The sequence below is a fragment of the Comamonas sp. Y33R10-2 genome, assembly GCF_019355935.1.
Classification (GTDB): domain Bacteria; phylum Pseudomonadota; class Gammaproteobacteria; order Burkholderiales; family Burkholderiaceae_C; genus Comamonas.
Window position 1 is genome coordinate 3,630,017 of record NZ_CP079925.1, and the last position, 19,088, is coordinate 3,649,104.

Here is a 19,088-nt window from a genome sequence, read left to right on the forward strand (position 1 = left end):
CCTCGCAAGAACGGCGAGTAGCTCTGGATTCTAGAAAGCATGTAGCGATGCATCGTGCAATAGCCCGCAGCTGTAACAGGAAGTTATTGGTTATTTAGTTATGCCAAGCGCTTGTGCTTGCATCTGTGAATGTGAGGCTTGTGAAGTCATAAAAAAACCGCATTCTGCTATTGAATAGATAGCAGAATGCGGTTGATTTTGTTGGGCTACAGCCTGTTTTAATACGTGGGCTGAATTGCTGATGGTGGCGCGATTGGTTCGGTTGTTACCGTTGTTGGTAATGGCGCATCAGCCGCCGCTGCCGTAGGGTTAGCTGCATCGCGGTACTGAATATGGATGCCGCTGTTGTCCGGCTTGTCGTCATCCATCAAGGCATCGGCCGCTTTGCCAACGCCCTTGCCCACTATTTTTGCGGTGCCAATGGCGGCATCCGCAGCCAAACCCACAGCGCCCGCCGTCACGCTGATGGCGGTACTGGTGACAGCCACTACAGCGCAGCCCGAGAGAGTGATGCACAAAAAAGCCCCTGTGGCCAGCAGTCTCAGGGGCTTGTTCGCGCGTTGCATGGTGAACGCGCGTGGCATCAATGAATCCGCATGCCAGGAGTGGCGCCGGGGAAGGGCTCCAGCACGTAAATGCCGGGGTTGGCCTTCTCATCCGCGTGGCTGGCTGCCAGCACCATGCCTTCGGAAATGCCGAACTTCATCTTGCGCGGGGCCAGATTGGCTACGGTCACAGTCAGCTTGCCCACTAGTTGCTCTGGCTGGTACATGCTGCTGATGCCGCTGAACACATTGCGGGTCTTGGGCTGGCCGGCTTCGTCCTTTTCGCCCACATCCAGTGTCAGCTGCAGCAGCTTGGTCGAGCCTTCAACGGCCTTGCATTCCAAAATCTTGGCAATGCGCAGGTCGATCTTCATGAAGTCGTCAATGCCAATGGTTTCGGCCAGTGGTTCGCCACCGGGGGCATTGGGGTCGATCACGGGTTCGGCCTTTTTTGCCGCCTTCTTTTCAGCCTTGACGGGCTCGGCTGCGGGAGCAGCTTGACCTGCAGGGGCTTCAAACAGTGACTCGAGCTGCTTGGGGTCGACGCGCTGCATCAGGTGCTGGTACACGCCAATTTGATGGCCTTTGCCCAGCGGCTTGACCACATCGGCAAAGCTTTCTGGCGGCACGATGAGGAAGTTCGCCACTTCGGCAGCCACGCTTGGCAGGATGGGCGACAGGTAGATGGTCAGAATGCGGAAGGCTTCGATGCAGGTCGTGCACACATCGTGCAGGCGTGCGTCCATACCTTCTTTTTTGGCCAGCTCCCAGGGCTTGTTGGCGTCCACATAGCTGTTGACCTTGTCGCACAGCGTCATGATGTCGCGCGCAGCACGGGCGGTGTCGCGGGCTTCGTAAGAGGCGACGATGGAGGCTTGCTGCTCGCGCAGCGCGGCCAGCAATGTCTGCCCGTCTTCGGAGACTTGGCCCAGCTTGCCTTCAAAGCGCTTGCTGATGAAGCCAGCGGCGCGGCTAGCGATGTTGACGTATTTTCCGATCAGATCGGAGTTCACGCGCAGCATGAAGTCTTCAGGTGTGAAGTCGATGTCTTCGTTCTTGCCATTGAGCTTGGCGCCGAGGTAATAACGCAGCCACTCGGGATTCATCTTGAGGGCCAAGTACTTCAGTGGGTCCAAACCCGTGCCGCGGCTCTTGCTCATCTTTTCGCCGTTGTTGACGGTCAAAAAGCCATGCACGCAGATTTTGGTGGGCGTCTTGCGGCCGCTGAACTTCAGCATCGCAGGCCAGAACAGTGTGTGGAAAGTGATGATGTCTTTGCCGATGAAGTGGTACTGCTCCAAATCGGGGTCGGCCATATAGGCTTCGTAGTCTTCGCCGCGCTGGACCAGCAGGCCCTTGAGCGAAGCCAGATAGCCCACAGGCGCATCCAGCCAGACGTAGAAGTACTTGCCCGGCGCATCGGGAATCTCGATACCGAAATAAGGCGCGTCGCGGCTGATGTCCCAGTCGTCCAGACCTTCGCTGGTCGATCCATCGGGGTTGGTGCGCACGCCAAACCATTCCTTGATCTTGGCGGCCACTTCAGGCTGCACATGCTTGCCGTTTTGTGTCCACTCGGTCAGGAACTCGACCGCACGTGGGTCGGACAGCTTGAAGAAGAAGTGCTCAGACGTCTTCATCACCGGCTTGGCACCCGACAGGGCCGAGAACGGGTTGATCAGGTCGGTGGGCGCATACACGGCACCGCAAGACTCGCAGTTGTCGCCGTACTGGTCCTTGGCGTGGCAGCGGGGGCATTCGCCCTTGATGAAACGGTCGGGCAGGAACATGTTCTTCTCGGGGTCGAAAAACTGCTCGATGGTGCGGGTTTCGATGAAGCCAGCGGCCTTCAGGTCCAGATAGATTTGCTTGGACAGCTCGTGGTTTTCCGGGCTGTCGGTGTTGCTCCAGTTGTCGAAAGCGACGTGAAAGCCGTCGAGGTACTGCTTGCGACCGGCGGCAATGTCGGCCACGAACTGCTGGGGCGTCTTGCCGGCTTTTTCGGCGGCAATCATGATGGGCGCGCCGTGGGCGTCATCGGCGCCCACGAAGTTGACCGCGTTGCCCTGCATTCGCTGTGCACGCACCCAGGTGTCGGCCTGGATGTATTCCATGATGTGGCCGATGTGGAAATTGCCGTTGGCGTACGGCAGGGCGGTGGTAACGAAGAGTTTGCGTGCGGTCATGAGGGAGCGGCTTTCACAGAGAGCCTGCCATTCTAAAAGGGCTTGGCTCAACGCTGTGGAAATGGGGTTTGCGGATGATCTTGATGCCAAGGGCTGGCATCAAGAAGAGTTAGATTTTGATAGTTGCTTGTCCTTGATTTCATTAGACTTCAGTATGAAATCCATCTGAACTCTATGAATATCAAGGGCTAGTAGCTTTGATTTAGATAGCGCGAGCTTTCAACAAGCGTATCAGTGCATCAGCGTACCGATGGCCCTTTGTTGCGGTACATGTCTTGATCCGCCATTTTGAGCAAGGTTTGCGAGTCTTGTGCATCGCGCGGGTAAACGGCTTGACCCACGGATGCGCCTACGGTGACTAGCTCGCCTTCGGGCAGGCCTTGCAGCGTGATCAGGGGCTGCTGCAGCGCAAGGTCAATCTTCAGGCGCACGGCCTGAATTTGCTCTTCATCAAAAACGCCGCGCAAGATGATGATGAATTCATCGCCGCCGAGGCGGGCCACCACATCGTCAGGGCGCAGCAGGTTGCGCATGCGCAGCGTAACTTCGGCCAAGGCCAAGTCCCCGTTGTCGTGGCCCCAGCGGTCGTTGAGCGGCTTGAAACGGTTCAAGTCCACAAACAGCAAAGTGAACGGAGCGGCAGTTGCTTGACCGGGTAGAGGGCGGGTGAGCGTGCTCAAAATATGCTGCAGCGCGCTGCGGTTGCTGGCACCTGTCAGCGGGTCGGTGAACAGGCTGTGGCGCATGCGATGAAAGTTTTGGGCCAGCTCGCCAATCTCGTCGCGGCGCTGCACTTCAATCGGAGTATCGATTTCACCTTGACCGACGCGGCGCACAGCGCGGGTGAGCGAGCGCATATCGTTGGCGACGGCGCCAAAAATGCGCGTGCCGATGAAGACCGCCACTATCAGCGCCAGTAGCCCCAGCCCGCCCACCAGCATCATGTGGCGGTAGACGCCGGCCAACATGTCTTTATGCGGCACAGCAATCACGGCGAGCCAGTCTTGACCGGCACCATTGCTCAGGCGGCGGTAGGCGATGCGTATTTTGTTGTGAACGGCGTCTTCAAGCACCCCTGTGTGAGGGCTGTCGTCGGGGATGCTTGCGTGAAAGACACCCTGAATTTTTTCGTAAACAGCCTGAATCAACGGGTCTTGGCTGTTCGCCGCGCTCATTCTTTCCATCTTGCCGTCGGGCTGCAAAAGGATGTTTGCCATGCCGGTCGCGGCAATCAGGGAGCCATCCGCTTCGATGATGAAGGCGCGGCCATGTTCGCTGAGGTGGAGTTTGGCGATAAAGCTGTTGAGGGCTTTGAGTGAGATGTCGGTTGCCACCACGCCTTGAAGTTGGCCTTGGGGCGAGAGAATGCGCTGGGCGCGGGTCAGCACCAGATCTTGCGCGCTGAAGTCGATGTAAACCGGCGTCCAGATGGAGCCTTCGGTCTGTGCGGCCAGCTTGAACCAAGGGCGCTGGCGTGGATCAAAAAGTGTGTTCTCGGTGTATTCGATGACAGGTTCGGCGTTAATACCTGTGAGCTTGTAATAGCTGCGGTGATCGCCGGCCTGCGTTTTAAGTCTTAGCTGCCCTAGCTGTGGCTGCAGGCGCTTGAGGGCAATGCTTTGACCGGCTACGTTGCCGTAATACACATAGTCATTGGGCTGGGTGTGTAGCGAAGTGGCCACCCATAGGCGCGAGATCAGAGACTGAGTATGTGAGCTGATGTCGTCATCAACTGGCTGACCGCTGGGAAAAGCGGCCTCAAGCACGGCGCTTGAACTGTACAAATGCCGGTCCACGATGAGGGCGATGCGCTCGACCTTTTCTTCCATCACCTGCTCGGACAGGGCGGAGACTGTGTTGCTACCTGTCCAATACCAAAGCATACCCAGCGCCGATGTCAGCAGCGCAATAAGCGCCACAAAAGGCAAGATGAGTGAGAGCTTGAGCGATGTGGAGCCGCGAATAGATGAAGTGGGTTTAGTCACTGGTTAGCAAAGGGGACGAGTGATTAAATTGAAACAAAGTGTCTCACACATCATTCGTCGACTCCATGTTTCATTTGGATTGGCCTAGGCGTCATTGCCAGCCAAAGAAGCGGGTCAAGTCTGCACTGCGAGCCAGCGCATCTTTGCGACCCAGAGCCATTAATTCACGGGTATAGCCTTGTTCAAACAGCAAGTAGCTGGCTAATGCGCCATCGCGTTCACTGCCCTCGGCTGCGTGGGTGGCGTTGGCGGCTGCGGCACGCACGCCCAAGGTGGCCAACAGTGTTCGTACAGGTCGGGGCAGCTTGTCGATGTGGCGGCTGGCAATCTCGTCAATGCGCTCGCTGGGGGTGATGGCCAGCACTTCAACAGGGCGCAGCCGGCTGTGAATGCGCTCGGCAGGCGAGATCAGGCTGAGCGTGTGGTTGATGCGCTCGGCGCGTTCAATATCTACGGCCAGCGTATCTAAAAAGATGCTCGACAGCGCGTGGCCTGCCACCTGTGCCAGCGTGGGGTAGTTGGTATCGCCTTGCGGCCCGCTGCTCGGGGGCTCATGCCGCCGGCCAGCGCCCACCACTAGTATCTTGCTGGCACCTAAATGAATGACGGGGGACAAAGGCGCGGTTTGGCGCATGGAGCCATCGCCAAAGTATTCAAGGTGCTCATCAATGGTCAGCGCCATGGCCGGGAAGATGAAGGGCAGAGCCGATGACGCCAAAAGGTGATCAGCAGTGAGTTCTGTTTGCTCAGCCATGCGCTGGTCACGAACCCAAGGGCTGATGGCCTCGCGCGTCTGAAAAAAGGTGATGTGCTGGCCGCTGCTGTAGCTCGATGCGGTGATGGCCAGAGCGTGCAGGTGGCCGCTTTGGATTAGCTGGGGAATGCGCTCAAAGCGCATGAGATCGCTGTTCATCAGCGCTTGCAGGGGGCTGTTGTCCAGCAGGGAGTGGGGGCGCATGTGCTTCCAGCGGGCCAGTGCCCAGCCAAGAGACAGCAAAGTCAGCCAGTGCGCGCCGCTGCGCAGCATGCTCAGGGAGTCGGCTTTGTAGATCTGCTCGGTGTGCATATGACCCCAAACATGGGTCATGCGCCGCACGGCCGTATCAAAAGAGTCAGCGTTGCAGGCTAATGCTGCAACATTGATAGCGCCAGCCGAGGTGCCCGCAAGGATGGGAAAGGGGTTTGGCCCATGCTGCTGGCCTTGCTCGCGCCGCAGGCTGGCAATGGCTTGGAGCACGCCTACCTGATAGGCAGCGCGGGCCCCGCCGCCACTTAGCAATAGGCCAATCGGCCCGATGCTGGAAGCTGGGCCCATAGCGTTTTGCCGATCTACATCGGCAAGACTGGGGGGGAAGGTGGGTGAAAACTGCTCTGCCGCCATGCCTGCAGTGTGCCCGCGGCGGGACGCAGGCGGTAGCTGGGTATCTGCTAAGTTGGCGTGAGAGGCAGAGTTTGGGAGGGTGAATTTAAGCCAGCATTAGCTCTTTTTAAGGCTCTTGGCGATCAAGGTGGCGATGGCTTTGCCGTCTAGCACCACGGTTTGATGCTCTTTGGCGCAGCTGGCGGCTTTATCGCCCAGCGGCTGCAGCGCCACATAAATGGCCAAGTCAGCTTCATGCTTGGCTTGGGCGGCTTGCAGCTCGCGCAGCGGCTCCACGCCGTGGGTTGCAGCCTTCCAGCGGCGGGCGCTCACAACGCTGGTTTGGCCGTTGCGGCTCAGCAGCAGGTCGGCGCCGGGCTGGTTTAGGCGCTGGACTTCATAGCCTTCAGCTTGCCAGCTTGTTTGCAGCTGGGCGCTGAAGTCGGGCCAGCTTTGCGCAGCCATGACTTGCTGGATTTCGTCAAGCTGAGCGGGGTTGGGGGCGCGCATTTGCCTGTAAAAAGCAATACAGCCCACGACGAAAAACGGAAAGGCACCTAAAGCAGCAAAGGGCGAGATGTCCTTGGGGAATATGGCCAGCGATGCGGCAACGACTGCGGCGCAGATCGCAAAGCTAATCCACCAGCGCGAGCGCATCAGGACTGCAAACAGGGAGTTTTCGGCCATCTTCAATTTCACGGGCGGTCTCTTAAATTCTTGGCAAGGCCTGCATTGTCTCTTGTGTGCAAGTGCATGTGGGAAATCTCAGCCCAGTAATCCTAGAGATGGCTGGCATGCACTAAGGTTGGCCTGCTTCGCTAGACTAGTCGCCATTAAAGAAACTTCTAGAAGACTGAATCCCATGGCTGTTACCGAACAAGCGCTGCTGAGCGCATTCGCCGGCGTGCTCGATCCGCACACAGGCAAGGACTTTGTGAGCGCCCGTGCTCTGCGCAATCTGCAGATCACTGGTGACGACGTCTCGTTTGATGTGGAAATGGGCTACCCAGCCAAGAGTCTGCATGCCGGCTTGCGCAGTGCATTCATCGCTGCAGCCAAGGCGGTTGATGGCGTGGGCAATGTCTCGGTCAACATCACCACCAAGGTGGCATCGCACGCCGTTCAGCGCGGTGTGCAACTGCTACCCGGTGTGAAGAATATTATTGCTATCTCGTCCGGCAAGGGCGGCGTGGGCAAGAGCACGACCACAGCCAATCTGGCGCTGGCGCTGGCTGCCGAAGGTGCCCGCGTAGGCATTTTGGATGCCGATATTTACGGCCCCAGCCAGCCCATGATGATGGGCGTGTCCGGCAAGCCGCCAAGCCAAGACGGCAAGACCATGGACCCGCTGCAAAACCACGGCGTGCAAGTCATGTCGATTGGTTTGCTGGTCAACAACGACCAAGCCATGATCTGGCGCGGCCCTATGGCCACGCAAGCGCTGGAGCAAATGCTGCGCCAAACCAATTGGGACAATCTGGACTATTTGCTGATCGACATGCCACCCGGCACGGGCGACATCCAGCTGACGCTGGCGCAAAAGGTGCCTATGACCGGTGCCGTGGTTGTGACCACGCCGCAAGACATCGCGCTGATCGATGCCAAAAAGGGCATTCAGATGTTTGAGAAGGTGGGTGTGCCCATTCTCGGCTTGGTCGAAAACATGGCCGCTCACGTCTGCACCAACTGCGGCCACATTGAGCATATTTTTGGCGCAGATGGCGGCAAGAAGATGGCTGGCGAGCAGAACATCGACTATCTGGGCGCATTGCCCTTGTCGCTGCAAATTCGTCTGCAAGCCGATAGCGGAACGCCCACGGTGGTGGCTGAACCTGAGAGCGAAGCCGCACTGCTGTACAAAAAGGTCGCCCGCGATCTGGCAGTAAAAGTGGCTTTGAAGGCCAAGGACTTCTCCAGCAAGTTCCCAACCATCACTGTCAGCAGCAAGACCTGACCTAAGCCCTGATCTTGATGAGCCTGCTGTGATCGGTACGGCTCGTTGCACCACCCGCCATGAACTTGCTCGCTGCCATGCGTTACTTGGTGTCGCTGGACGAGCACCGCCACTTTGGCCGTGCCGCTCAGGCTTGCCACATCACGCAGCCAGCGCTCTCTAACGCGCTGCGTGCGCTAGAGGCTGAGTTTGGCGTGATGATTGTGCAGCGCGGCCGGGTTTATGCCGGCCTGACCGCTGAAGGCTTGCAAGTGCTGCAAACCGGGCAAGAGATGCTGCAAAAAGAGGCGCATCTGCGGCAAACCTTGTCCGCCCAAGCAGGCTGCTTGCAAGGGCGCTTGCGCATGGCGGCTGTGCCCACCGCCATGCCCATGCTGGTGCGATTTGCCGCGCTGCTGCGCAGCCAGCACCCGGGCGTGGTGCCGGTGCTGCAAGCTATGAGTTCCCCCGAGTTAGAGCGTGGGCTTGAGGATTTAAGTTTGGATGTGGCGCTGGGTTACAGCGACCGTATTCGCAATGCGCGCACCCAGTGCCAAGCGCAATACCAAGAGCAGTATTACTGGTTGAGTCGCGTGGCCAATGCGCCTGCGGCCGAGGCTGCTTTGCAGTGGGGCGATGCTTTGCCATGGGCCAAGGTGGAGCAGAGCAATCTTTGCTTGCTGACCCCTGAGATGCACAACCGCCAATTGGTGGAGCGCACTTTTCAATCCCTAGGCCTGCCGCTGCGCGTAGCAATGGAGACCAATTCTGTGCAAGCCTTGCTGCAGGCGGTGGTTGATGCCGGCATGAGCAGCATTGTGCCCGGCGCGGTGCTAGCAACGGCTCAAGCCACGCCGGGCTTGCAGGCAATGGCCTTGGTTGAGCCTGTGGTGAGCAGTGAAGTGGCCTTTATCTATCAGCAAGAACAGGCCGCGATGCCCGTCCTGCAAGCTGCGCTGGCACTGATGGGGGATGCTGCTTGGCGTGCGCAATGCCAGTTGCATGCCGGTGCGCTGGTGCATTAATAGCTATTAAAAGGCTTTATGTGCAATCAATATAAGGACTGATTGCTCTCATTTTTATATTGAATGATGGCATTGCCTTAAGTGATTTGACGCAGACCCTGGCTGCGATTGAAATGCAAGACTAAGGCCATCGCGCAGATGGCGGAGAGCTTGCGATGAACGAACAAAAAATTGCCTTCTACAAAGGCCCCGCGGGTGGCTGGGGTGCGCTTAACAGTGTCAAGAACACGTTGCTGCACCAGGATATTCCGCTCAAGGGCGCGAAAACGCTGCTCTCGGCCAATCAGCCCGATGGTTTTGACTGCCCGGGCTGCGCATGGCCTGACCGCAACCATGCATCCACATTTGAGTTTTGTGAAAATGGCGTCAAAGCGGTAGCGGCTGAAGCCACCGCTCGCCGCGCAGGCCCTGAGCTGTTTGCCCAATACACAGTCAGCGAGCTGGCGGCGCAAAGTGACTATTGGCTGGAAGACCAAGGCCGCCTGATCGAGCCTATGGTGTATGACGCGGCCAGTGACCGTTACCGTCCGATTGGCTGGGACGATGCGTTTGCCATCATCGCCAAGCACCTGAAGGCGCTGCCGGATCCGAATCAGGCGATTTTCTACACATCAGGCCGCGCCAGTAACGAGGCCGCGTTTTTGTACCAATTGTTTGTGCGTGCGTACGGCACCAACAATTTCCCCGATTGCTCCAACATGTGCCATGAGCCTAGCGGCACCGCCATGCGAGAGCAGCTGGGTGTGGGCAAGGGGACGGTGGAACTGGTCGATTTTGAAAAGGCGGATGCCATCTTCATCTTTGGCCAAAACCCCGGCACCAACCATCCGCGCATGCTGGCGGAGCTGCGTGCGGCGCACAAACGCGGTGCTCGTATTGTCAGCTTTAACCCGCTGCGCGAGCGTGGTCTGGAGCGCTTTGCGGACCCGCAGGACAAGCTGGAGATGGCAACGTTGGGCTCCTCGCCCATCAGCACGCATTACTTTCAGCTGCGCATAGGCGGCGATTTGGCTGCGCTCAGTGGCATGGTTAAACATGTGCTGGAGCAAGAAGCTGAGCGCGGCAATGTGCTGGACCACGCGTTTATTGCCGAGCACTGCGTTGGCCTGAGCGAGCTGCAAGCCAGCGTGCAGTCTGAGAGTTGGCAGGCGCTGCAAGAAGCCTCTGGCCTGACGCAGGCGCAGATGCGGGCAGCGGCCGATATTTACTTGGGCGCGAACAGCGTGATTGCCTGCTGGGGCATGGGCATTACCCAGCACGAGCATTCGGTGGCCACCATTCAGATGATTAACAACTTGCTGCTGCTGCGCGGCCATATTGGCCGCCCGGGGGCTGGGCCTTGCCCGGTGCGCGGGCACAGCAATGTGCAGGGTGACCGCACCATGGGCATTTGGGAAAAGCCGCCAGCGGCCTTGCTCGATCGCATTCGGGATGTGTATGGCTTTGAGCCGCCGCGCGACTATGGGGTGGATGCGGTCGAGGCGATTAAGCAAATGCGCGCAGGCCAAGGCAAGGTGTTTTTTGCCTTGGGCGGCAACTTTGCAGCGGCGACGCCAGATACCTATGAAACGTGGAAGGCGCTGCAGCGCTGTGATTTGACCGTGCATGTCACTACCAAGCTCAACCGCAGCCATGTTGTGCATGGCAAGCAGGCGCTGATCTTGCCTTGTCTGGGCCGCACCGAGATTGATATGCAAGGCGGCCAGCCGCAGGGCGTGACGGTGGAAGATTCGATGAGCATGGTGCATCTCTCCATGGGCATTAACCCACCAGCGTCGCCGCATTTGCTGTCTGAGCCCGCCATCGTGGCGCGGCTGGCGCATGCCACCTTGGGCGCAAGCAGCCACATTGATTGGCTGAGCTTGGCGCAGGACTACGCGCTGATTCGCGATGAGATTGAAAAAGTCTTTCCTGACTTTGCCAATTTCAACCAGCGCGTTGCCGTGCCAGGAGGCTTTCGCCTGCGCAATACCGCCAGTGAAAGAAACTGGCTAACGGCAACAGGCAAGGCCGCATTCTTTGCCCATGCACTGCCCAAAGAAACAGCGCAGCAGCGCGCACAAAAGCGGATGCCAGAGCAGCAGGTTTTTACCCTGCAAACCACGCGCTCGCATGACCAGTACAACACCACCATCTATGGCATGGACGACCGCTATCGCGGCGTTTACGGCCAGCGCCGCGTGTTGTTCATGAATGCTGAAGATATTCGCGCACTGGGTATGCAGGATGGCGATTGGGTCAACATCCAAACCGTGTGGGATGACGGCCAAGAACGCCGCGCGGATGGCTTCAAGCTCGTTGCCTATGACACACCCCGCGGCAACTTGGCCGCTTACTACCCGGAGACCAACCCCTTGGTGCCGTTGACAGCGGTGGCGGTGCGGGCGGGCACGCCCACTTCTAAATCGATTCCGGTGATTTTGGAGCGGGCGACGGCTCCAGATTCGGATGCCTAGCATGCTTGACGATGTGCCATTCGCTGCGCGCTTGCTGATGACGCTGGCCCAGTTGCAGGGCGCTAGCTCAGAGGCGGTTTCATTGCCGCGTCTGGGCAAGCATCTGGGGCAAAGCGCCAGCGTGCTGATGCGCGAGCTAAGCGCTTTGGGTGATGCACAGCTGGGCGGTGTGCGCGGCCCGGGCTGGGTACATATCCACCATGTGGATGGGCACTGGCGAGCTGGGCTGACGGATGCCGGGCGTGCCGTGGTGCAGCACTGGCTGGCCGCGCAAAGTTAGCATCAAACTAGTGTTTTTAGCTTTGATGAATGAAGCGCCTGCAGCACCTTGTCTGGGGTGAAGGGCACTTCGTAAAAGCGCTGGCCTGTGGCGTCAAACAAGGCATTGGCCAGTGCGGCAGGGCCGGGCACGGAGGCCGATTCTCCGGCGCCCAAGGGCGGCTCGCTTTGCCTGTCCATGAGCAAAACCTCAATCGGCGGAATTTGCTGAAAGCCGATGATGGGGTAGCTGCCCCACTCACGGCTGGCTGCGCCTTGTGCGTTGAACTGGACTTGCTCCATCAGGCTGCGGCTTAGGGTCTGGATGACGTTGCCGTGAATTTGGTGCTGCACGCCAGCGGGGTTGACCATCATTCCCGTGTCTTGCCCTAAAACGATGCGTTTGACGGTGATGACGCCCGTTTCTGGGTGAACGCTGATGTCAATCACCCATGCCGCCCAAGCTGCACCAAAACCGGGAAAGCGGCTGTGAATATAGCGAGCGTAGGCTACGCCTCGGCCATGCAGCAGACCGTCTTCTGCGGGGGTGCCTCGGCTGCCGGCTGCGCCCGCAAGCCAGCTGGCTTTATCGGCAGTGGCTTGAATGAGCTCAATGGCGCGCTGGTCGTCTAAGTTCTGAATGCGGTAAGCCACAGGGTCTGCATGGGCGGCGTGGGCTAGCTCATCAATCATGCAGTCATGCGCAAAGGAGTTGGGCATGGCAGATACCCCGCGAATCCACGAGGAGCGCACCAGCGGCGCCATATCGTGGCAGCGCACTTGCTGGCTGGGGTAGCGGTAGGGCGGCACGGCAGTGCGGTCGCCCATCTCCAGAGTTCGCGGCACACCTGAGACTTTGCCCGTCAGCAGCAGGGCCATCAGGGGCGCGTCGTTGGAGGGGTAGCTCACTGCAAAATCGTAGTTCAGCAGCTTGCCTTGTGCATCGATGCAGGCCTGCACATCCATGAGCTGGGCTGTGCCCTTGGGGTCCCATTGATTTTCTTGTTCTCGCGTGAGTTGCACACGCACCGGGGTGCCAACGGCCATCGATAAAAGAGCTGCATCGGCGCAGACATCGTCAGCGCAATTGCGGCCGTAGCAGCCTGCAGCTTCCATGCGCACAATTTCAATGTTTCCCTCGCCGAGCTGCACCAAACGGTTGAGGTCGGTGCGCAGCATGTGCGGGTTTTGGGTTCCGGCCCAGATGGTGAGTTGGCCTTTTTGAAAGCTGGCGACTGCGCAAGATGGGCCAATGGAGGCGTGCATCTGGTAAGGCCAGACATAGCTGCGCTTGAGGGCGATGCTCTCACCGGCGCTGCTTGCGACCGGCTGATCCACCAAAGGGCGCAAGCTGCTGGGGTTGGCGCGAATGGCTTTGCTAAGGTCGCCAAGGTCAGGCGCTGGTGGAATACTTTTCCACTGCACTTTAAGAGTGCGCATGGCTTCAATGGCTTGCTCTTCGCGGTCTGCGACCACGCCCACGAAGTCACCCTGAACCACGACTTGGACGCGCCCGGCCAGGTGCTCTACCGATGAGTGATCCACATTCAGCAGGCATTGGCCGATGAAGTCACCACCATCGCGCCCGGGGTGAGGGGGGCGAATGACACGGCCGTGGCGCATGCCGGGCAGGCGCACATCGTGCACAAAGCTCAGTTGCCCTGTGGCCTTGGCGGGGATGTCAACGCGGGCGGTGCTGCGACCGACGATTTGATATTCCTCACTGGGCTTGAGCTTAACTTCCTGGTCTGGCGCTGCCAGCGTGAGTGGTGTGTTGGGCTGCTGGGCCAGCAATTGCCCAAAGCTGATCTGCCGCTCATCGTTAGGGCGTTTGAGGTAGATATTGCCTTGGCGTGTGCTTAGATATTGGACTTGGCAGTCAAAATGTATGGCAGCTAGAGCCAGCAAATGCTCGCGTGCCTGAGCGGCGGCGCGGCGCAGTGGAATGGCGGAGATTTGAATGCTGGCGCTGGCAATCGTAGGCCCTTGATTGGGCGCGGCACTGGTGTGGCCGAGCACCATGTGCACCTGCGGTATCTCCACGCTGAGCTCTTCAGCCACGATTTGCGTAAGCGCTGTGCGTATGCCGGTGCCTAAGTCCACGTGGCCGTTGAAGGCCAGAATCTGCCAGTCATCTGCGCTGGCTTTCGGGGCGTTGCCCGTGCCTGCCAAGATCGCCACAAAAATCTCTGCATTCGACTGCACATAGTCTGTTGCACTGCCGGGTTGACCTGCTGCGGGCTTAGGTGGGGCCACAGGCTGGCGAACCACGAGCAAGGTTGCAGGACGTGAGTGCAACTGCTGGTGCAGAGCTTGCGGGTCAGGGAGATTCATGAATACGGGCGGGTGCAAAACGGGGCGAGTCTTCAGCAGGGGCTGAAGCTGATTTGAGGCAGAGGTACAGATGTGCAGAGCTAGGCAGCACGAGCAAGCCTCTTATCAAGGCTTGCCGTGCCCTCAACTCTTACTGGCTAAGTGCGCTGGTCTGCGCAATGGCCTGCACCATGGGCATGACGGCAGCGTATTTTTGCGCCATGTCGAACAGGTTGGCTTCATGCGGGCCAATAGCGCGGTCGCCGCAGCAGTCAGAAACGACCAGAGGTCTGAAGCCGGACTGCATGGCATCGACCACGCTAGAGCGCACGCAGCCGCTGGTCACGCAGCCAGCTACCAGCAAAGTCTGCACGCCGCGCTGAGCCAGCCATGGGGCGAGCATGGTGCCAAAGAAGGCCGAAGGCGTGCTCTTGCGCACCACATATTCGCCAGCAGCAGGAGCGAGTTCATCGACGATGGCGCTGGCGGGGCTGTCCTCTTTGAGGGTGAGCATGCCGGGCACTTTGAGGCAGAAGATGTTGCTGTCTGCATCGTCGTCTGAAAACACAATGCGGCTGTGCGCCACCGGCCAGCCTTGGGCGCGGGCGTGCGCCAGCAGGTACTGGGTTTGCTCAATGGCTTGGGGGATATTGCCACCGCCGAACACGGCAGGGTCTGCAAAGCCGTTCACGAAGTCGATGATGAGCAGGCCAAACGGGGCTTTCAGGGGCAGTGGTGTGCCAAAGCCCTGACGTGCATAGGCGGAGATGTCGCCCGAAATATTCTCACTGGGAATGGTTTGCATGGGGGTGCTCAAAAATAGGGGCTCAAAAATCGGAGCTCACAAGAATTTCTTGCGGCGACTCGCTTGTGCAAGGCCGAAATCGTCTTGCACCACGCCGTCAATCACGGTGTATTCCGCGTCAATGGCGACGGAGCAGTTGCGCATGGGGATGTCGATGTGACACGCCGTGGTGCGGCTGCCTCCCGCTTCGTTGTTGGGGCCCATGGACCACAGGAAGTTGCCCTCAAAGGCGCGCGCATCCATGCCAATATGGGTTTCCTTGTTGTAGTGAGCCAGCATGGACCAGTGCGCCCGTGGCTGCAGACCCCAGCCGATATGCGAGACGGCATAGGCTTGCGGGTCTTCATACGATGCCATGTACTCCTTGAGCAAATCGGCCTGCAGGCCGCCTTGAATGCTGGTGACAAAGCCGTCTTTGACCAGCAACTCAATGGGCTCGCTCACATAGTCTTTCATGGGCAAGAGAATGTCGCCTCTGTCCAAAATGATGCGACCTTGGCTTTGACCTTCGTTAGGCCAGGTCAGCACAAAGCCGCTGGGCCAGTGGTCCCAGCGGCCGGGCTCATCGACAAAACCGTATTCGCTGATGGCGGGGAACTCGCCGAGCTGGCATAGCAAATCGGTGCCAGCAGCCGAGGTAATGCGCATTTGCTTGGCGGCTGAAATGCGCTTTGCCGCGGCTTGTACCCGCAGGCGATCGGCTTCGGTGGGCACGAGGCGACACAGCACTTCCGGGGGCTCAATGGCCAGCAAAATTTTGGTGCCGGTCTTCAAGATGTCGTGCTGCTCGGGGGAGAACAACAAGGTCATCAAGTCCAGCACCAGATCGCTTTCCTTGAGGGCGGCGATGGCGGCGTTATTGCCGGTCAGCGGCGTGACGCCAAGGTAGGCCAGAGAGTCCCGGCTCAGCGATTTCTCGGCATTGACGGGCGGAAGATCCAATCGATTGAGGCGCGCACCCATATCGCTGGCGGCGGTGATGGCGCAGCGCAGTGTTTGTGGGTGCGTGTCTGCACCGGTCAGAATCGTTACCGTCTGTCCGGGCTGCATTTTGGAGAGGCTCAGTACCTGTTTCCAGGCGTTCACAAGGTCGATATCACTGACGGACATGCTGCTTTCCTGTCGTTCTCGGTGGAGTGGTTAGCGCACTGGGGCGCCCAGGAAATCACCAAACGCGGCGTAAAAGCCGGCTTCGTTATCCCAAGGGATCATGTGACCTGCATTGGCAACTCTGGTGTGCAGAGTTTGTGGGGCCAGTTGCTGCCATTCAGCGACATCACTGTCGCGAACCACATCACCGCGCTCAGCCGTAATGAGCAGCATGGGCAGCTTGATGCTTGGCAGGTTGGCGTGGATGTCGTCGGCTCCAAAGTCTTCAAAGCTTTGCACAATGGCGCTCTCATAGCAGGTGTGCAGCCATTGCGCGCGCAGCTGGCGTTGCTCCAGCGTCCAGCTGGGGCAGAACTTGAGCATGTCTTGTGCATCCATGCCTTCATTGGCTTGGCGAATCGAGTCCACATACCAAGGCAAAGCCGCAGGGTAAGCGCGGCGCTCGGGGCCGGAAACGGGAGGGTCCACAATCACCAGCTTGCTCAGACCTGCAGGCTGGCTGCTGGCTGCGCGAATGGCAATGCGACCGCCCATGGAGTGGCCGACCAGTGCGTAGTTTTGCAGTCCTAGGGCTTGGGCAAACTCCACGACATCGGCCGCTTGTGCGTTCAGGCCGTAGTCCAGTCCGGGGCCTGAGGAGGAAAGTCCGCGCCCGCGCACATCAAGCACGTAGGTGTCGAACTGCTGGCCAAGGTGTTCGGCCACAAAGCCCCATGTCACCGCTGGGCTGGTGATGCCGGGGATCAGGATGACGGCGGAGCGCTGCGCGCGCGTGCCATCGCTGCCGCCATAGCGCAGATAGTGCTGACGGATGCCATTGGCGTGAATTTGAGCGCCATATTGAAAGCAAGACTGAGAAGCTTGTGTCATTGAATGCTCCTCTTGTGCTTACAGCTTTTCGGGTGCGTATGCACCAGACAGCAATGCGCCGGCGCCGGGCACCACAGGATCAAGACCTAGCTCTGTGAGGATGGAGTAGGTGGTGGCGATGGCGGCCGTCAGCACGGGCTTGCCAGTCATTGCCTCGACCTCAGAGACGGCAGGAAGAGATGGCATTTGCACGCAGGCAGACAAAACGATGACGTCTGCATCTGCATAGTTCATGCTGGCCACGATGCCGGGCAGCTTGGCGGGGTCGTGACGGCCCACGTCCAGGTTGTCTGGGATTTCTAGAGCGCGCCAGTCAACGATCTCGAAGCCTTCAGCGGCGATGTAGTCCATGACCAGTTTGGTCAAAGGAATCATGTAAGGCGCAACCAAGGCGATTTTTTTGGCCTTCATCACTTTGAGTGCCTCTACCAAAGCGCCAGCACTGGTAATGACGGGAGCAGTTGCGCCGTTGTCCACAGTGCGCTCGGTCAGGCGCTTTTGCGATTCACGGTGATAGCCGTGACCCATGGCCATGATGGCGACCAAGCAGGCATAGCCCAGAACATCTACGCGCGCATCGCTCAGTTCTAGCGCGCAGCGGTCGCTTTCAGCATCCATGGCGGCCAGCTCTTCCTTGACGACCTTCTTCATGCGCATGCGGCTGGAGTGAAAGGTGAAGCGGTCGTTGGGGCGCAGTGTGGAGTGGGCGTTCAGCATGGCCGGAACTTCAGTCTCCATCGTGGTGTTGGAGCTGGGAACGATCTGGCCGATACGGTATGTCTTAGTCATTTCTCAATCGCTTAATGAAGTGTGTACGCTTCTATTAAGCAATTAAAGTGCCATGTTATGCGCTCTAATTTTATATAAAAAGTTCATTATTAGTGCATAAGGGCACCAGTATGGTGCGATTATTTATAGTCTATTCACTGATTTGGTGATTTTTGATAAAAAACAAATAGAGCGTATACGCTTTAAGTTTGTGGAAAGTTGGCACGCTTCATGCTGATAGTGATTAAGCGGTGAGGCTTTGCCCACCATGTCTATTCGCTGTTAGGAGAATCGTTTTGTCCAAATCCCCCCGAATTGCTGTGATTGGCGCAGGCCTGGGTGGCGCATCGACTGCTGCGCTGCTGTTGAAAGAGGGTTTCAACGTCCGTGTATTTGAGCAGGCGCCCAGATTTTCTAGGCAGGGGGCTGGTATTCACGTTGGGCCCAACGTGATGAAAGTCTTGCGCCGTATTGGCATTGAAGATGCGCTGAGTGCACAGGGCTCGCACCCTGAATACTGGTACAGCCGCCACTGGCAGACCGGTGATGTGATGGCCCAGATTCCTCTGGGCGACTATGCGGTCAAGAACTACGGCGCAGCCTATTTGACTGTGCACCGTGGTGACTTCCATGCTTTGCTGATGGATGCTTTGCCTGATGGCGTGGTGTCTTTTGGCAAGCACATGGAGCGTGTGGAAGACCGCGGCAACGTGGTGGTACTGCATTTCTCTGACGGCACCACCGAAGAAGCGGACATCGTGATCGGCGCTGACGGCGTGAACTCTCGCATTCGCGAAGAACTGCTTGGGCCAGAGCTGCCCAAGTACGCAGGCTATCTGGCACACCGCGCCGTGTTCCCGACTCCTGAAGTCAAAGCCGGCATGCTGCCCTTTGACGCTTGCGTGAAGTGGTGGAGCGAAGACCGTCACATGATGACTTACTTCGTCACCGGCAAGGCCGATGAGCTGTACTACGTGACCGGCGTTCCTGTTGAGCATTGGGACCTGAAGGACCGCTGGCTGGAGAGCAGCAAGCAAGAGATGCAAGAGACCTTCAGCGGCTGGCACCCCACGGTTCAGGCACTGATTGATGCCACCGTTGAAGTGACTAAGTGGTCGCTGCTCGAGCGTGATCCTCTGCCGCTGTGGAGCCGTGGCCGCCTGGTGCTGCTGGGCGATGCTTGCCACCCCATGAAGCCCCATATGGCCCAAGGCGCGGCAATGGCGATTGAAGATGGCGCCATGCTGGTTCGCTGCCTGAAAGAAGTGGGCGCGAGCAACCATGAGCTGGCGTTCTCGCTGTATGAAGCCAATCGTGCAGAGCGTGCTGGCAAGGTGCAAAAAATCTCGCACGACAACACATGGCTGCGCACGAATGAAGATCCTTCGTGGTGCTTTGGCTATGACGTCTTTACAGACCCGCTGAAGAATATTCAGGACAAGAAAGCCGCTTAAATAAGCCGCTTTAGGCCAAT

General features: G+C 58.5%; 15 protein-coding genes. 5 read left to right on the forward strand and 10 right to left on the reverse strand.

The genetic code is table 11. From position 1 onward, the window contains the following. Positions 1-218: 218 nt before the first annotated feature. The 5 genes from KUF54_RS16415 to KUF54_RS16435 form a co-directional block, all read right to left on the reverse strand. Positions 219-584 carry a hypothetical protein gene (locus KUF54_RS16415; RefSeq protein ID WP_255576175.1) on the reverse strand — a complete coding sequence of 122 codons (366 nt, stop codon included), beginning with the start codon at positions 582-584 and terminating at the stop codon, positions 219-221. Then, positions 584-2,731 carry a methionine--tRNA ligase gene (gene metG / locus KUF54_RS16420; protein ID WP_219343826.1) on the reverse strand — a complete coding sequence of 716 codons (2,148 nt, stop codon included), beginning with the start codon at positions 2,729-2,731 and terminating at the stop codon, positions 584-586. The genes KUF54_RS16415 and metG overlap by 1 nt, the downstream gene beginning before the upstream one ends. 239 nt (positions 2,732-2,970) lie before the next feature. Next, the gene (locus KUF54_RS16425; protein WP_219343828.1) at positions 2,971-4,716 is read right to left on the reverse strand and encodes a sensor domain-containing diguanylate cyclase; all 1,746 of its coding nucleotides are present in this window, start codon (positions 4,714-4,716) and stop codon (positions 2,971-2,973) included. Positions 4,717-4,807: 91 nt separating this feature from the next. Further along, positions 4,808-6,097 carry a patatin-like phospholipase family protein gene (locus KUF54_RS16430; protein WP_219343830.1) on the reverse strand — a complete coding sequence of 430 codons (1,290 nt, stop codon included), beginning with the start codon at positions 6,095-6,097 and terminating at the stop codon, positions 4,808-4,810. A gap of 96 nt (positions 6,098-6,193) precedes the next feature. After that, a complete protein-coding gene (locus KUF54_RS16435; protein WP_219346444.1) occupies positions 6,194-6,763 on the reverse strand; it encodes a restriction endonuclease in 570 nt (189 codons plus the stop codon). 175 nt (positions 6,764-6,938) lie between these two features. On the opposite strand from KUF54_RS16435, the gene apbC reads away from it, so the two are divergent. From apbC to KUF54_RS16455, 4 genes are all read left to right on the forward strand, one after another. Further along, positions 6,939-8,030, forward strand: coding sequence for an iron-sulfur cluster carrier protein ApbC (gene apbC, locus KUF54_RS16440; protein ID WP_219343834.1), 1,092 nt, complete (start codon positions 6,939-6,941; stop codon positions 8,028-8,030). A gap of 59 nt (positions 8,031-8,089) precedes the next feature. Further along, entirely contained in the window at positions 8,090-9,034 is a 945-nt protein-coding gene (locus KUF54_RS16445) for a LysR substrate-binding domain-containing protein (RefSeq protein WP_219343836.1), read from the forward strand. Between the two features lie 155 nt (positions 9,035-9,189). Continuing rightward, positions 9,190-11,490 carry an FdhF/YdeP family oxidoreductase gene (locus KUF54_RS16450; RefSeq protein WP_219343838.1) on the forward strand — a complete coding sequence of 767 codons (2,301 nt, stop codon included), beginning with the start codon at positions 9,190-9,192 and terminating at the stop codon, positions 11,488-11,490. A 1-nt stretch (position 11,491) separates the two neighbouring features. After that, on the forward strand, positions 11,492-11,770 hold the full coding sequence (locus KUF54_RS16455) for a hypothetical protein (RefSeq protein ID WP_255576177.1): 279 nt from the start codon (positions 11,492-11,494) through the stop codon (positions 11,768-11,770). Positions 11,771-11,772: 2 nt separating this feature from the next. Here KUF54_RS16455 and KUF54_RS16460 read toward each other — a convergent pair whose 3' ends face one another. The 5 genes from KUF54_RS16460 to KUF54_RS16480 all read right to left on the reverse strand — a co-directional run bounded on the left by KUF54_RS16460 (position 11,773) and on the right by KUF54_RS16480 (position 17,635). Continuing rightward, complete coding sequence (locus KUF54_RS16460) at positions 11,773-14,082, reverse strand: molybdopterin cofactor-binding domain-containing protein (RefSeq protein WP_219343840.1); 2,310 nt, start codon at positions 14,080-14,082, stop codon at positions 11,773-11,775. A gap of 130 nt (positions 14,083-14,212) precedes the next feature. Then, positions 14,213-14,866, reverse strand: a complete 654-nt coding sequence (locus tag KUF54_RS16465) for an N-carbamoylsarcosine amidohydrolase (RefSeq protein WP_219343842.1) — start codon at positions 14,864-14,866, stop codon at positions 14,213-14,215. Between the two features lie 36 nt (positions 14,867-14,902). After that, positions 14,903-15,976 (reverse strand): 2,5-dihydroxypyridine 5,6-dioxygenase, encoded by a 1,074-nt coding sequence (locus tag KUF54_RS16470; protein ID WP_219343843.1) that lies wholly within the window; start codon positions 15,974-15,976, stop codon positions 14,903-14,905. Between the two features lie 30 nt (positions 15,977-16,006). Next, the gene (locus tag KUF54_RS16475) at positions 16,007-16,846 is read right to left on the reverse strand and encodes an alpha/beta fold hydrolase (RefSeq protein ID WP_219343846.1); all 840 of its coding nucleotides are present in this window, start codon (positions 16,844-16,846) and stop codon (positions 16,007-16,009) included. 18 nt (positions 16,847-16,864) lie between these two features. After that, positions 16,865-17,635 (reverse strand): Asp/Glu racemase, encoded by a 771-nt coding sequence (locus KUF54_RS16480; RefSeq protein ID WP_304518281.1) that lies wholly within the window; start codon positions 17,633-17,635, stop codon positions 16,865-16,867. A 275-nt stretch (positions 17,636-17,910) separates the two neighbouring features. On the opposite strand from KUF54_RS16480, the gene KUF54_RS16485 reads away from it, so the two are divergent. Then, positions 17,911-19,068: an FAD-dependent monooxygenase gene (locus tag KUF54_RS16485; protein WP_219343848.1), complete on the forward strand. Its 1,158-nt coding sequence runs from the start codon at positions 17,911-17,913 to the stop codon at positions 19,066-19,068. Positions 19,069-19,088: the final 20 nt, after the last annotated feature.